15 protein-coding genes and 1 rRNA gene are annotated in these 13,478 nt (G+C 51.7%); 14 read left to right on the forward strand and 2 right to left on the reverse strand.

What is annotated here, in order from left to right; all coding sequences use genetic code 11:
* Both rrf and J2Z70_RS30475 read left to right on the forward strand, forming a co-directional pair.
* Positions 1-90: ribosomal RNA gene (gene rrf / locus J2Z70_RS30470) — 5S ribosomal RNA — on the forward strand; the annotation flags it as partial.
* 263 nt (positions 91-353) lie between these two features.
* Positions 354-773 (forward strand): hypothetical protein, encoded by a 420-nt coding sequence (locus J2Z70_RS30475; protein WP_036723990.1) that lies wholly within the window; start codon positions 354-356, stop codon positions 771-773.
* 86 nt (positions 774-859) lie between these two features.
* Here the strand turns inward: J2Z70_RS30475 and J2Z70_RS30480 are convergent, their stop codons facing one another.
* A complete protein-coding gene (locus J2Z70_RS30480; protein WP_036723988.1) occupies positions 860-1,384 on the reverse strand; it encodes a hypothetical protein in 525 nt (174 codons plus the stop codon).
* Positions 1,385-1,594: 210 nt separating this feature from the next.
* Between J2Z70_RS30480 and J2Z70_RS30485 the strand changes: the two genes are divergently transcribed.
* The 10 genes from J2Z70_RS30485 to rsmI all read left to right on the forward strand — a co-directional run bounded on the left by J2Z70_RS30485 (position 1,595) and on the right by rsmI (position 9,582).
* Positions 1,595-1,780, forward strand: a complete 186-nt coding sequence (locus tag J2Z70_RS30485; RefSeq protein WP_209879176.1) for a sigma factor G inhibitor Gin — start codon at positions 1,595-1,597, stop codon at positions 1,778-1,780.
* Between the two features lie 215 nt (positions 1,781-1,995).
* A complete protein-coding gene (locus J2Z70_RS33530) occupies positions 1,996-3,897 on the forward strand; it encodes an aminotransferase class I/II-fold pyridoxal phosphate-dependent enzyme (RefSeq protein ID WP_245368640.1) in 1,902 nt (633 codons plus the stop codon).
* Positions 3,898-4,539: a dTMP kinase gene (gene tmk, locus J2Z70_RS30500; RefSeq protein WP_209879179.1), complete on the forward strand. Its 642-nt coding sequence runs from the start codon at positions 3,898-3,900 to the stop codon at positions 4,537-4,539.
* 114 nt (positions 4,540-4,653) lie between these two features.
* On the forward strand, positions 4,654-4,983 hold the full coding sequence (locus tag J2Z70_RS30505) for a cyclic-di-AMP receptor (RefSeq protein WP_036723983.1): 330 nt from the start codon (positions 4,654-4,656) through the stop codon (positions 4,981-4,983).
* A gap of 5 nt (positions 4,984-4,988) precedes the next feature.
* On the forward strand, positions 4,989-5,432 hold the full coding sequence (locus J2Z70_RS30510) for a YaaR family protein (RefSeq protein WP_036723982.1): 444 nt from the start codon (positions 4,989-4,991) through the stop codon (positions 5,430-5,432).
* Positions 5,433-5,448: 16 nt separating this feature from the next.
* Positions 5,449-6,423, forward strand: coding sequence for a DNA polymerase III subunit delta' (gene holB, locus J2Z70_RS30515; protein ID WP_036696363.1), 975 nt, complete (start codon positions 5,449-5,451; stop codon positions 6,421-6,423).
* 150 nt (positions 6,424-6,573) lie between these two features.
* Positions 6,574-7,374: a PSP1 domain-containing protein gene (locus J2Z70_RS30520; RefSeq protein WP_036696365.1), complete on the forward strand. Its 801-nt coding sequence runs from the start codon at positions 6,574-6,576 to the stop codon at positions 7,372-7,374.
* A 31-nt stretch (positions 7,375-7,405) separates the two neighbouring features.
* On the forward strand, positions 7,406-7,768 hold the full coding sequence (yabA, locus tag J2Z70_RS30525; protein WP_036723981.1) for a DNA replication initiation control protein YabA: 363 nt from the start codon (positions 7,406-7,408) through the stop codon (positions 7,766-7,768).
* Between the two features lie 135 nt (positions 7,769-7,903).
* On the forward strand, positions 7,904-8,680 hold the full coding sequence (locus tag J2Z70_RS30530; RefSeq protein WP_200869522.1) for a tRNA1(Val) (adenine(37)-N6)-methyltransferase: 777 nt from the start codon (positions 7,904-7,906) through the stop codon (positions 8,678-8,680).
* Entirely contained in the window at positions 8,677-9,582 is a 906-nt protein-coding gene (gene rsmI, locus J2Z70_RS30535) for a 16S rRNA (cytidine(1402)-2'-O)-methyltransferase (RefSeq protein ID WP_076082757.1), read from the forward strand. Before J2Z70_RS30530 ends, rsmI begins: the two co-directional genes overlap by 4 nt.
* 1,150 nt (positions 9,583-10,732) lie before the next feature.
* Here rsmI and J2Z70_RS30540 read toward each other — a convergent pair.
* Positions 10,733-10,987: an AbrB/MazE/SpoVT family DNA-binding domain-containing protein gene (locus J2Z70_RS30540; protein ID WP_019914502.1), complete on the reverse strand. Its 255-nt coding sequence runs from the start codon at positions 10,985-10,987 to the stop codon at positions 10,733-10,735.
* Positions 10,988-11,262: 275 nt separating this feature from the next.
* On the opposite strand from J2Z70_RS30540, the gene J2Z70_RS30545 reads away from it, so the two are divergent.
* Together J2Z70_RS30545 and J2Z70_RS30550 are read left to right on the forward strand one after the other, a co-directional pair.
* The gene (locus tag J2Z70_RS30545; RefSeq protein ID WP_209879182.1) at positions 11,263-12,546 is read left to right on the forward strand and encodes an HD domain-containing protein; all 1,284 of its coding nucleotides are present in this window, start codon (positions 11,263-11,265) and stop codon (positions 12,544-12,546) included.
* Positions 12,547-12,600: 54 nt separating this feature from the next.
* A complete protein-coding gene (locus J2Z70_RS30550; RefSeq protein ID WP_036723976.1) occupies positions 12,601-13,371 on the forward strand; it encodes a TatD family hydrolase in 771 nt (256 codons plus the stop codon).
* Positions 13,372-13,478: the final 107 nt, after the last annotated feature.

Consider the following 13,478-nt stretch of genomic DNA (forward strand, 5'->3'; position numbering starts at 1 on the left):
CACGTACCCATCCCGAACACGACCGTTAAGCCCTCCAGCGCCGATGGTACTTGGACCGAAGGGTCCTGGGAGAGTAGGACGTTGCCAAGCACACATGAGCCATTGTCGAATTGTCGACAATGGCTTTTTTGTATACCCGCATATATAAAAAGCGGGAAGGAGTGCGGTATTTTATTATAAAAACGCTTACAAACGAGTGACATTTTTGTTACCGACGAGGCGATGGTTCCAAGTATAATGGAAAAGTGCAATAAATAAGCAAAAGCCTTAATACGAATGAACTACGTATAAATTCTATCTTGGAATTTTCTTGCGTCTTTAGATGCATGGTAGAGGTAAGGAGGATTTAAGGTATGAAGCGAACTCAACCTTTGTGGATATTAGTTATTCTTTGTATAGTCGGAGTAATGCTGGCGGGCTGCGGAACGAAGGAGCCGGCTTGGGATACTTTTAACGGTGCACTTAATGAGGAAGACTTCCCCGTTCCCAAAGAGGCAAGCTCACCCGACAGAACAACTACAAACGTAGCCATGGACTATGTACGGTATTCCTTGCCGGGGTTGAAGGAGAAGAAAGGCGTGCCCGAGCCTTATCTTGCAGCCATTAAAGCGTGGGGCTGGGAAGAGCAGGAACAGAAAGCAGACGATTCCGGGAGCTCCCGTGTTTTTCAGAAAGAAGGACTTATTGTACACCTGACCGTGCATGATGACTATTTCATCGTGATGATTCCGAAGGAAAAGAAGGTTACAACCAAAGGCTTGAAGAACAGATAAAAAATCGCCGTCCGGTTATGGATGGCGATTTTTTGTGCGTGCATGCTTGGCCGCTTAAATACAGCGCTATGTATATCTGGTTGGGATTACTGGGCGTAATAAGAGGCGTCTGCCGCATTGAACTTGAGCATCCCGTCTTTGCCTACACTTGTTAACCGCAGCAGCGCATACAGACGGGGTAGCAGCAGCCACAGGTGGCATACCGCAAGCGAAACCGTGAAGGCTGGCGGAGCCCAGACGATGAAGAGTGCGGCTATACAAAGACCGATCCAGAGGTTATGCAGCTGTACGGTACGGAAGATGCCGTAATTGATATATTGATCGGGCATGTAACCGGGCCAGGGCAGGCGCAGGGATAATCTCCAGCGTTTGGCGATAGGGTGTCCGCTAATCAGCAGCACAGAGCGTGAGATGACATACTGAATCCACAGCATGACAGGTCCGGCTATAATCATGAACAGAACACTAAGCCAGGAGAGAAAGACACTTTCGAGCACAAGGCATATAAAGGGCAGGGTGATATAGACCCGCAGCAGGAATGCTGTAATAGTAATTTTTTTGATAAGCTTGTATTGATAGAATGTAGCGGCACCTTTGGTGTTTGGTTCCATACCTGGAATTCGGACCTCCTCGCAAGTTCTCTTGTTATTATTATCGGCCTGCTCCTGCGTTTTATTAAACAACGGGCTCAGATTCACCGAATGGGCAGCGGGCGAATATATATATTTCAGGCTATGAAGGATTAGGAAAAAACTATTAAAAGGTTTAAAATGATAGAAGGTGTACCATACTGTTCTTAAAAGAGTCAAGGTGGGATGAAAATGGAACAGCAAACCGGGCAGGCCTGCATTATCTGCGGGCAAGAAAAGGAAGAAGGCATTGTGATTGTCTCGCACTTCATCTGTGAGGAGTGTGAGAGTGAGATGGTGCGTACGGAGGCTGAGGATGTGAAGTACAACTTTTTCATTAACCGGATGAAGAAGATCAATCTGCGTATGCATGCTTAATGTTCGAATTGCAGTACCTGTAACAAGCAACATATAAAGAGCGGGCGGTGAATCTGTGTCGCGTTGGCTGCAAATACAAGGTTCTTCTTAACGGCTTCTCCGCCCTGACCGGGTGAGGGGAGCCGTTTTATTGCGTGCAATCCTTTGCGGAAGTGATAGGCGTTTGGGTGCATTTGCGTTAAAATAGAAGGTAACCCCCAGGGGAGGAAGAATCTATGGACAAGCTACAGCCTGGCAGGGCACCTGTATACGAAATGCTGGAACAATATAGACATAAGGGTAATATATCTTATCATGTGCCGGGTCACAAGAACGGGGAGGCTTACCGGAGTACTGTCAGTGCAGAGAGTGCGGGGTATCTCACAGAAGTGATGCGTTACGATGTGACGGAGATTACCGGAACGGATGACCTTCATCATCCGGAAGGGGTAATAAGGGAAGCCCAGGAGCTGGCAGCCGATTGTTACGGCGCGGAGGAGAGTTATATGCTGGTGGGCGGAAGCACCGCGGGTAATCTGGCTCTGATCCTGACGGTCTGTTCTGAGCCCGGAAGTTTGCTTATTCTGCAGCGCAACGTCCACAAGTCCGTGATCCATGGACTGATGCTGGCGGGAGCGCGTGCAGTCTTCCTGGAGCCGCAGATCGACCCGGGCAGCGGCCTTGCGGTGGCACCGTCTGCTGAGACGGTGCAGGCGGCGCTGGCCGCTTACCCGGAGGCTGCCGGGGTCCTAGTCACCATGCCGAATTACTACGGCATGGGCAGTGACCTAGCGCCCCTCGCGCAGGCCTGTCACGCTTGCTGCGTGCCGCTGCTGGTGGATGAGGCGCACGGGGCGCATTACGGGCAGCACCCCGCACTTCCGGCGGGGGCGCTTGCCCAAGGCGCGGACGGCGTGGTGCAGTCCACGCATAAGATGCTGACGGCGCTGACGATGGGCGCCATGCTGCATGTGCAAGGGCCATGGCTTGACCGTGCGCTGCTGCGGCAGCGCCTGGCCATGGTGCAGAGCTCCAGCCCATCCTACCCCGTGATGGCTTCGCTCGATCTGGCCCGGCGCCTGCTGCACAGCCAGGGCGCCGGTGCCTTCACGGCGGGGCTCGCCGCCGTGGATGTCCTGCGGCGCGGCCTGGCGGCGCTGCCGCGCTTCGGGCTGCTGCAGCCGGCGCAGCCGCAGCAGCCTGTCTGCGGCGAGGCGGGCGCCGCAGGAGTGAGTACGCCGCCGCTGCGCGGGGCGGCGTACGTGACCCAGGACCCCTTTAAGGCGGTCATATATGACGCCGCGGGGGTCCTGGGGGGCTTCGAGCTGCAGCGCAGGCTCGAAGAGAGGGGAATCGTGCCGGAGATGAGCGACGACCGGCACGTGGTTCTGGCCTTCAGCCTCGGCTCGAAGGCTGAAGAGGCAGCTGCGCTGCTGACAGCGCTGCAGGACATTGCAGCGCAGACCTCCTTGGCAGCGCCGCAGACAGGCGGGAGCGCAGCTCCCTCAGACCTTGAACCTATCACTGGCGCTGATCATGTCACTGGCCCTGAACCTACCACTGGCGCTGATCATGTCACTGGCCCTGAACCTACTGCTGGATCTGATCCTGTCACTGGCTCTGAACCTACTGCTGGATCTGATCATATCTCTGATCTTGAACCTATCTCCGGCCTAGATCTTACCGCTGATTCCGGTCCTGGTCAGTCTACTTACTCAGACACTGCCGCAGCTCCCGCTCCCCCAGGCGGAGAATCCTTCTCCAGCGCACGGACCGCAGCCCAGGCAGCGTCATATAATAGCAGAGAAGGGGAATTAACCTTCTCCGGTCATATTTCCACGTGGAACAATTTCGACATTCCGGCAGTATCGGCTCCGGTCGCGTTCTCTATCCGGCCGGTGGCTGCCAGGGAGACAGAGAGTGTAGAGCTTGAGGCAAGCGCGGGCAGGATTGCGGCGGAGATGGTTATTCCCTATCCGCCAGGCATCCCGCTCTTATATCCCGGAGAGAGCATTACAGCGTCTGTCTGTGACAGGCTGATCCGTCTGAGAATAGGCGGGGCGAAATTTCAGGCCTGTGCTGATCCGGCCTTACAGCATATTATGGTATACAACATTCAGAAGGGCGGAGAAGCATAAGTGAAGCGAGAAGGATTCTTCATTACACTGGAGGGAGGCGACGGCTCCGGCAAAACAACCGTACTCGGCAGGGTGGCAGCTTATCTGCAGAACCATTCCATGCCCTATATAATTACCCGCGAACCGGGAGGGATTGAGATTGCCGAGAAGATCCGCTCTATTATCCTCGACCCGGCGCATACGGCTATGGATGCCCGGACAGAGGCACTCCTGTATGCGGCGGCAAGAAGCCAGCATCTGGCGGAGGTGGTCGAGCCTGCCTTGCAGGAGGGAATTACCGTGCTCTGCGACCGTTTTGTAGACAGCAGTCTTGTCTATCAAGGGTACGCCAGAGGGCTGGGCATCGAAGAGGTGCGGGGGATTAACCGGTTTGCGACTGGCGGGAGAATGCCTGATCTTACCTTTTACCTGGATGTAGATCCTGAGGTGGGCCTGTCCCGGATAGCGGCCAATCAGAACCGGGAAGTGAACCGGCTGGATCTGGAGAGCCTGGAGTTTCATCAGAAGGTGCGGGCGGGCTATGAACTGGTAACCAGGTCTGATCCGCAGCGGATTGTGGTGCTTGATGCGGGTCGTCCCATCCATATGGTGGAGCAGGATATTGTACGTGTACTGAAGGACAGGATATTAAAGGATTTCTAAGGTGTTTTGTCAAATAAACAATAGAGGTATAATGATTGAACAGGGCTTCTCCGCAGATTGAATCAATGTTGTGCGGATAGCCTGTGAACATAACTAATAGGAGGGGATACGAAGATGAATTTGATCATTGCAATTATCCAGGATAAAGACAGCAACCGGCTATCCAGTGAACTGGTGAAGGCGAACTTCCGTGCCACCAAGCTGGCCAGTACAGGCGGATTTCTCCGTGCGGGTAACACTACCTTTTTGATTGGGGTAGATGATATTCAGGTAGACGCCGTACTCAGTGTAATCCGTAACAGCTGCAAAGTACGCGAGCAACTGGTCACTCCGGTCACGCCGATGAGCGGCACGACAGATTCCTATTTGCCGCTTCCTGTTGAAGTGCAGGTGGGCGGAGCTACCGTATTCGTACTTCCCGTCGATCGTTTCGAGCATTATTGAGCATAATGAAGATCAACCCGGGCTACAGGCCCTTAAAAAGCGAAATGCTGACCACGGAGGCTGAGAGGCGTCCGGTCCAGCAAAAAAACTTCAACGATGTATTTCAACAGCAAAGCCAGCAGAAAACTATAGATGAGTTGAACCGTCAGATCAAAGATATCCAGCTGCAAGGCGACCGGCTCTCCAAATCCATGACTGTGCGTGAGTTATCCATCTACCGGAACCTGATCAAACGGTTTCTGGAGGAGACGGCCCGCCGCGGAGTGATCCTGAAGGATACCAAGGGCTGGGACCGGCGGGGCCGCGGCAAACGCTACAAGCTGCTCGAAGAGGTTGATGCCGCTCTGCTGAATATGGCAGATGATCTGCTGGACAGCGAGCAGGGCCGGATTGATCTCCTGGGACGGGTTGGAGAGATCCGCGGGCTGCTGATTAACCTTTCTTTCTGACAACTTGGAGGAATATATGTCTTTTCATGAACTATTAGGCCAGGAGGACGCCAAGCGGCTGCTTCAGAATGCCTTACGCAAGGATGCTGTCAGCCATGCCTATCTGTTCACGGGTCCGGCAGGCAGCGGGCAGGTGAAGATGGCTTTGACGTTCGCCCAGGCGATATTCTGTACCGCCAGCAAAGATGATGCCTGCGGAGAGTGCCTGGAATGCCGCAAGGTGGAGCATGGCAATCATCCTGATTTAACGCTGCTGCGCCCCGATGGGGCGAGCATTAAGATCGATCAGATTCGTGAACTTCAGCGTGTTTTTTCCTACCGCTCGGAAGGAATTAACCCGAAGGTTTATATTATAGAAGGAGCGGACAAAATGACGGTGCAAGCCGCGAATAGTCTGCTGAAATTCCTGGAGGAGCCGCCGGCCCCTGCGGTAGGCATTCTCATCTCCGATAACAGCAGTTCCCTGCTCCCGACGATCCAGTCCAGAACCCAGCGCATTCCGTTTAGCCCGCTCCATCCGGATATTATGCTTCAGGCGCTGTCCGGTGAAGGGGTTCCGGTGCCGCTGGCACGGTGCGCGGTGTCGCTGACTGCCGGTCTTGACGGCTGCAGGGAACTTTTGGCACAGAATTGGTTTGCAGAAATGAGAAATCTAGTGTTACAATTAGCGAAGGAGTCTCTGGGCAAGGGCAGCACTGCGGTAGCAACCGCGGGTTCGAAGCTGTTCAAGACCGGACTTGGTGAACATTTGGACACTCTATTCAGCATGTTCCACTTATGGTTCAAAGATATGCTCTACTTCCTGTACCGAAAGCACGAAAGTATCGTTTTCATAGATCAGTTAGACTTTATTTCGAGGGCTGCCCGTCAGAGGAGTACGCAGCAGTGGGTGGCTTATATGGAATACGCGGCGGAGAGCAAGCGGAAGCTGCGTTCCAATGCCAATGCCCAGCTGTGTCTGGAGCAGTTTTTAATCCGGCTGGAAAGCTAGAGGCTCGGGTTATTTATAATAGATCCTCCGGGATATAATCCTCAGCACCTGGAAAGACCGGGTATAGCGGACGAGGAAGGACAAGCATGGATCATCAGGGAAGCAGTCTTGCTTAAGGGTTCCTTTACCGTCAAACAAGGGGGTTAATTTTTGTACAGCGTAGTAGGTGTCCGCTTCAAAAAAGCGGGTAAAATATATTATTTCGATCCGCTTGATTTCCCGATTGAACGCGATCAATGCGTGATTGTCGAGACTGCAAGAGGGGTCGAATACGGTAAGGTTGTCGTTGGCAAAAAAGAGGTGCAGGAAGCTGACGTTGTACTGCCGCTCAAGAAAGTCATGCGCATTGCCGGTGAAACCGACGCGCGCGTGGTGGAAGAGAACAAGGGTGCAGCGAAGGATGCTTTTACCACCTGTTTAAATAAAATCCGCGATCATGGCCTCAAAATGAAGCTGGTGGATGTGGAGTTTACGTTTGACCGCAACAAGATTATTTTCTACTTTACGGCCGAGGGCCGCGTGGATTTCCGCGAGCTGGTGAAGGACCTGGCCAGTATTTTCCGTACCCGCATTGAGCTCCGGCAGATTGGTGTGCGGGATGAAGCCAAGATGCTGGGCGGATTAGGCCCATGCGGACGGGTGCTCTGCTGCTCCTCCTGGCTTGGTGATTTCGAGCCGGTGTCCATCAAGATGGCGAAGGATCAGAATCTGTCGCTTAACCCGACCAAGATCTCGGGATTATGCGGACGGCTGATGTGTTGTCTGAAGTTTGAGCATGATAATTATGAGAGCACGAAGGAAGAAATGCCGGCTGTAGGCAAAATGGTCGTTACTTCACTGGGTGACGGCAAGGTAGTCGGTATCAATGCCGGCAGCCGCACGGTTCATGTGCAGCTGTTTGAAGTGGGCAAAGTTAAAGAACTTCCAATGGATGATGTTGTCGTCAAGTAAACCATTATAAGGTTACTTTCGGGGTGGAAACTTGGAGAAGAAAAATATATTTGCACACATGCAGGAGATGGAAGCGCAGATGGATGAAATGCGCACCACTCTGGGCGATTGGAAGCAGACGGTCAAAGAGCTGATGGAAGCGAATCAGAAGCTGAGTCTGGAGAACGAGCAACTTCGTATCATATTGAAAAGGGAAGCGCCTGTAGATAAGGCCGCACTGTCTGCGGAGGCGGAGGCTATACTTGCTGCCGAAGGGAAAGAGGAGGTTGTCGGGGAAGGCTACGATAATCTGGCCCGGCTGTATCACGAAGGCTTCCACATCTGCAATGTCTACTTTGGGCATTTGCGGACGGAAGGGGATTGTCTGTTCTGCCTTTCTTTTCTTAATAAATGAGGATATCCAGCCGTAGGAGATTGTCGCCTACGGTTTTTTTGAATGTAAGGCTGTGCTTCCGAAGCAAGTTTTGTTTCGAAGAATATACAGATTGAAGCATATGCTCAACAAAAACTTTTAGGAGATTACATTACAATGACCCATTCAATGAACAATACACCTGTACCCTTACATGAAGCAGAACGGGTCGATGACCTGCTCACCCATGATCTGAGAATTATCCAGAGTGACGAAGTGTTCAGCTTCTCGATGGATGCCGTACTGCTGGCACGGTTCGCCAGTGTACCGCCGCGCGGACGGGTGCTTGACCTGTGTACGGGTAACGGAGTAATTCCTATGCTCCTGACTACACGGACGAAGGCTTCTATTGAAGGAATCGAGATTCAGCCCCGTCTGGCAGACATGGCCCGGCGCAGTGTATCGCTTAACGGTCTGGAGGAGCGGGTACAGATTCATGAGGGCGATTTGCGGGAGCTTCATCTTACAGCGGGCTATGGCGTATACGATGCGATCACGGTGAATCCCCCTTATATGCCGCTGAACGGGAGCGATCTGAAGCTGAATTCCCATCAGGCGATGGCCCGCCATGAAATCGGTTGTACCCTGGAGGAGGTCATTCAGGCCTGTGTCCGGCTGGTCCGTACCGGAGGCAAAGTCAGCATGGTGCATAAGCCGCAGCGCCTCGTGGATATTATCAGTCTGATGCGGAAGCACCGGCTGGAACCGAAGCTGATCCGCTTTGTACATCCCCGCGCCCATCTGGAAGCGAATATGGTTCTGATCGAGGCCGCGCGTGACGGGAAGCCGGAGGTGCGTTTACAACCGCCTTTAATCGTATATAATGAGGACAATCAATATTGCCCCGAGATTATGGATATTTATTACGGAAACAAAGAGGATACGAGCCAATGACCATACAATGCCAAAGCAGCTTTCAAAATAACCATGACGGAGCGAAGCCCGAAGGATGCGGATGCCTGTATCTGGTGGCTACGCCGATCGGCAATCTGGAGGATATGACTTACCGGGCAGTACGCACGCTGAAGGAATGCGATATTATCGCTGCTGAGGATACGAGGCAGACGCGTAAGCTGCTGAGCCATTTTGAAATTACACCGTCCATGCTGTTCAGTTACCATGAGCATAACAAGGCCGCCAGTGGGCCGGAGCTGATACGCTATATAATAGAAGGTAAAAATCTGGCACTCGTCAGCGATGCCGGTCTGCCGGCGATTTCCGACCCTGGTGCCGATCTGGTAGCTCTGGCTGTCAGCCATCAGATTCCGGTGATTCCGGTGCCAGGAGCGAATGCCGCCTTGTCGGCTTTGATTGCCTCAGGTCTGCCTACCGCCAGCTTCACGTTCGTCGGCTTCCTGCCTAGAGAGCGCAAGGATATAAGGGCCGTTCTGGCACCTCTGCGCTCTGCCCAAGGGACACTGCTCTTCTATGAATCGCCGCACCGAGTTGCTAAGACCCTTGTTCATTTGCAGGAGGCCTTCGGCAACCGCCGGATCACACTGGCCCGTGAGCTGACTAAGCGATATGAGGAGTTCCTGCGCGGAAGCATCGAGGAGTGCTTGGCCTGGCTGGAGGAGCATCCTCCGCTTGGAGAGTACGTAATTGTCCTTGAGGGAGAGAGTAAAGAGGAGGCCGAGCTGGCCGAGTCTTCCTGGTGGCGTCAGCTTAGTACCGGGGAGCATGTAGCCCACTATGAGGCTTCAGGTTTAACGCGTAAGGATGCCATGAAAAAGGCAGCGTCTGACCGCGGCTTGTCCAAGCGCGATATTTATAATGAACTTCTGGAGCGGAGTTAGAACACCGCTGTGCTGAAGTTACTCCAATTTCGGACGGTTCTAAGCTGTAATACACAATTCCAGTAAAAACCTAAAAATGGGTTTAATCATCTGAGCACCCAATGAAATAAATGTATTTCGTACACTTATATGGATTATCTTGTTCCATTTATTGATTATAGTTGTAGTTTATACATTTATATGTATAGGAGAAAGAATCTTTTAGAGGAATTATGTGGATATAAGTCTTCAAAGAACACTTATAATGATCAAATGGATGTTTTAGCAATAAATAGCTGTCCAGAATACAGTTATCCAAATTTCTCAAGACCATTTTTCTTATATAATGATTCTCACCTTAGGGGCGTTTGGCTTAGCGTAACGGACTGAGGTGCTCTTATCCGGGAAGAAAGTCGTCACTTGGGCGATTAACGGACCGCAAGGACCTTATCGCCTGCAATTCAGCTCCAAAACGTCTCGCAGAAAGATGACAAGGTCGCCTGAGTCCGTTACGCTGCAAAAGGTGGCGTTCTCGTAGGGATAAGGTCTCTTCGGTCCGTTAGATTTTTTGGGGTGATAGGGTTTCATTACACGAACCCCTGAGTTCACAAAGCTTATGCACCCTTTTAAATCCGACACTGTACTAGTCGCTCCACATAGCAAGTTCTGGCAAAAAGAAAGTCAGCAGCCAGTAACCATCCAGCATCCAAGTCGCTAGTCACTCTATAGTAAAGCGTATCCCGCAGGGAGAGCGTTCTACGCTCATCTGTGACACGAGAGCACCCGGCGCAGCCGCCACAGGCACCTGCCTATGGCGAAACCCTTCGACTGGCAAGGCCTGAGGAATCACCGCAGGGAGGCCGAGGAGGGCCGGTCCACCGCCGAAACCTGCTTCTTTCCGCGCCAGCAGCAGAGATTCACCAAGCTTCCGGGTGTCCAGAGGGCCGGGGCCCTTGGGGCCCTCCCTGCAGGGAGGGTTTGGGAGGGTAAGAATCAGAGGTTTAAGAATTAGATGTGAGGTTTAGGAAGCAGAGAGGGTAGAAAAAGGGGCATCCGGGGAAAGTCCCCGAAAATAGCGCAAAAAAATACCTCCCGCGCGAACGGGAGGCCAAGGAGATATAAAAAGGTTAGAATTAACAATTGGATTAGTTCCTATTATACCCTATTTATTTTAGTTTGTCACAGGGGTAGGGATAGCCGAAATGCATTCATGACAAACAATTTTACCTTTGAAGTAAGTTACATTCTCAGCATTGCCGCAGAAAATGCAAGCAGGCTCGTATTTCTTAAGCATGATCCGCTCACCGTCCACGTAAATTTCGAGCGCATCTTTTTCTCCAATGCCCAGGGTGCGACGCAATTCAATTGGAATAACGACCCGTCCAAGCTCATCTACCTTACGTACAATTCCTGTTGATTTCATCATTACAATCGTTGCTCCTCTCAATGTTCAAAAGCGTCATTATTCGACATTCTTCACTGTTTTATGATATTTATAATACCAACCATTCCCAAAACAGTCAACCTTTTTTCAGGCTAATTTTAAGAAATCTTTTGAGACCACATTTATTCCGCGTTTGATCGGGCAAATCACTCTTAAAAAGCTTATGAAGATGTTTGTCGATTTGGCAGTATATGAATCGCTAATATTCGACAAATAGCGACAATATATTATATAAAACAAGAAAAGGAGATGATTTCATGAAGCAACCGCTGTCAGAAGAGAAGGTATTTAAGGACCCGGTTCACAACTATATCCACGTACAGGACACTATTATCTGGAGATTGATCAACACTAGGGAATTTCAGCGTCTGCGGCGCATCCGGCAGCTGGGTACCTCCTATTTGACCTTTCACGGGGCGGAACACAGCCGGTTCTCCCATTCTCTGGGGGTATATGAGATTACGCGGAGGATTATTTCCCAGTTTGAACGGAGCGGCTATAAGGACTGGATGCCGGAGGAGAGACTGCTTACCCTGTGTGCGGCACTGCTGCATGATTTGGGGCATGGCCCATTCTCCCATTCTATAGAAGAAGCTTTCGAAATGGATCATGAAGACTGGACCTGCCGTATCATTCTGGAGGATACAGAGATTACGGCTATTCTGCGTGATGTGGCTGAAGATTTCCCCCGTAAAGTAGCCTCGGTCATCTCCAAAACCTATGAGCATGAAATTGTTGTCAATTTGGTGTCGGGACCGCTGGATGCTGACCGGATGGATTATCTGCTCCGGGATGCATATTATACTGGGGTGAATTATGGAACCATCGACATCGACCGGATTCTGCGGATGCTGCGCCCTTATGACGGCCGGGTGGTTGTGAAGGAATCGGGGATGCATGCGATTGAGGATTACCTGATGTCACGGTACCAGATGTACTGGCAGGTCTATTTCCACCCGGTAACCCGCAGCTCTGAGATTATTCTCAGGCAGATTCTCCGCCGGGCCAAGGAGCTGGTGCAGCAGCAGCATGCCTTCCGCTTCATGATCGAGCCCTTAAGTGATCTGTTCAGCGGAGAGGTAACGGTAGGGCAGTACCTGCTGCTGGATGAAGCCTTGATGCAGACTGCCTTCATGCAGTGGACGCTGGAGGAGGATGACATCCTGAGCGACTTGTGCAGCCGGTTTATCCATCGTAAACTGTATAAATATGTGGAGATGGAGCATTTGGATTCTGACACGATTGACGAAATTCGCCGCAGCTTCGCCGGTGCGGGACTCCGGCCCGATTATGATCTGGAAATTGATTATCCCACCGATCTTCCCTATGATGTGTTCCGTCCGGGAGACGGCTTTGACAGCAAGCAGATCCTGCTTCTGGACAAGCATGACCGGCTGAGGGAAATCTCCGAGGTCTCGGATATTGTTCGCTCTATCAGTGGTATTCACCGCGGCAGATACCATCTGTATTTTCCGCAGGACAGACTGCAGAAAGCCCTTCCACAGCTGCCGCCGTCCATCGCAGAGATTTTTGCCAAATAATCAGATTAAGCTTGGAATTATAGATACAACAACAGGCCGAAAGGATGTAATGTAATGCAGTTATTCGACACCCATACCCATCTGGATGCTCCACAATTCGACGAAGACCGCGAAGAGGTCATTGCCAGGGCGCTGGAAGCCGGCGTCAGCAAGATGATCAACATTGGCTTTAACCGGGATACGATACCGACCACCATGCAGCTTGCCGAGAAATATGATTATATTTATGCAGCCGTTGGCTGGCATCCCCAGGATGCCATCACGATGAAGGACGGGGACCTCGAATGGATCGCCTCCTTATGCGCTCATCCCAAGGTAGTTGCCATCGGCGAGATTGGGCTGGATTACTACTGGGATACCTCTCCTAAGGATGTGCAGCATGAAGTATTCCGCAAGCAGATCGGGCTGGCCCGTGAGCTGAAGATGCCAATCTCTATTCATAACCGCGATGCTCATGAAGATGTAATCCGCATACTCCGTGAGGAGAAGGCGGGCGAGGTTGGCGGCGTAATGCACTCCTTCTCCGGGAGCTGGGAAAGTGCCAAGATGTGTCTTGATTTGGGCTTCCATCTTTCTTTTGGAGGACCGATTACGTTCAAGAATGCCCGGGTGCCCAAAGAGGTGCTTGCCCAGACTCCGCTGGACCGGCTGCTGATCGAAACCGACTCCCCATATCTGACTCCGCACCCCTTCCGGGGCAAGCGAAATGAGACCGCTCATGTGAGGCTGGTAGCGGAGGCGGCCGCGGCAATAAAAGGGATTGAATTACAGGAATTGGCGGAAATTACGTATGCGAACGCACTGGAACGATTTGGGATACTCTGAAAACAGGAGTAAAAGCGGTGAAAAATGAAGTATAGCGGATATATTAAACTTTTATGACGGAAAAACGGCCGATTATTACAATATTTTAATCATTTTTTTACGTAAAC

This window comes from Paenibacillus silagei, from assembly GCF_017874735.1.
Classification (GTDB): Bacteria; Bacillota; Bacilli; order Paenibacillales; family Paenibacillaceae; genus Paenibacillus_AQ; species Paenibacillus_AQ silagei.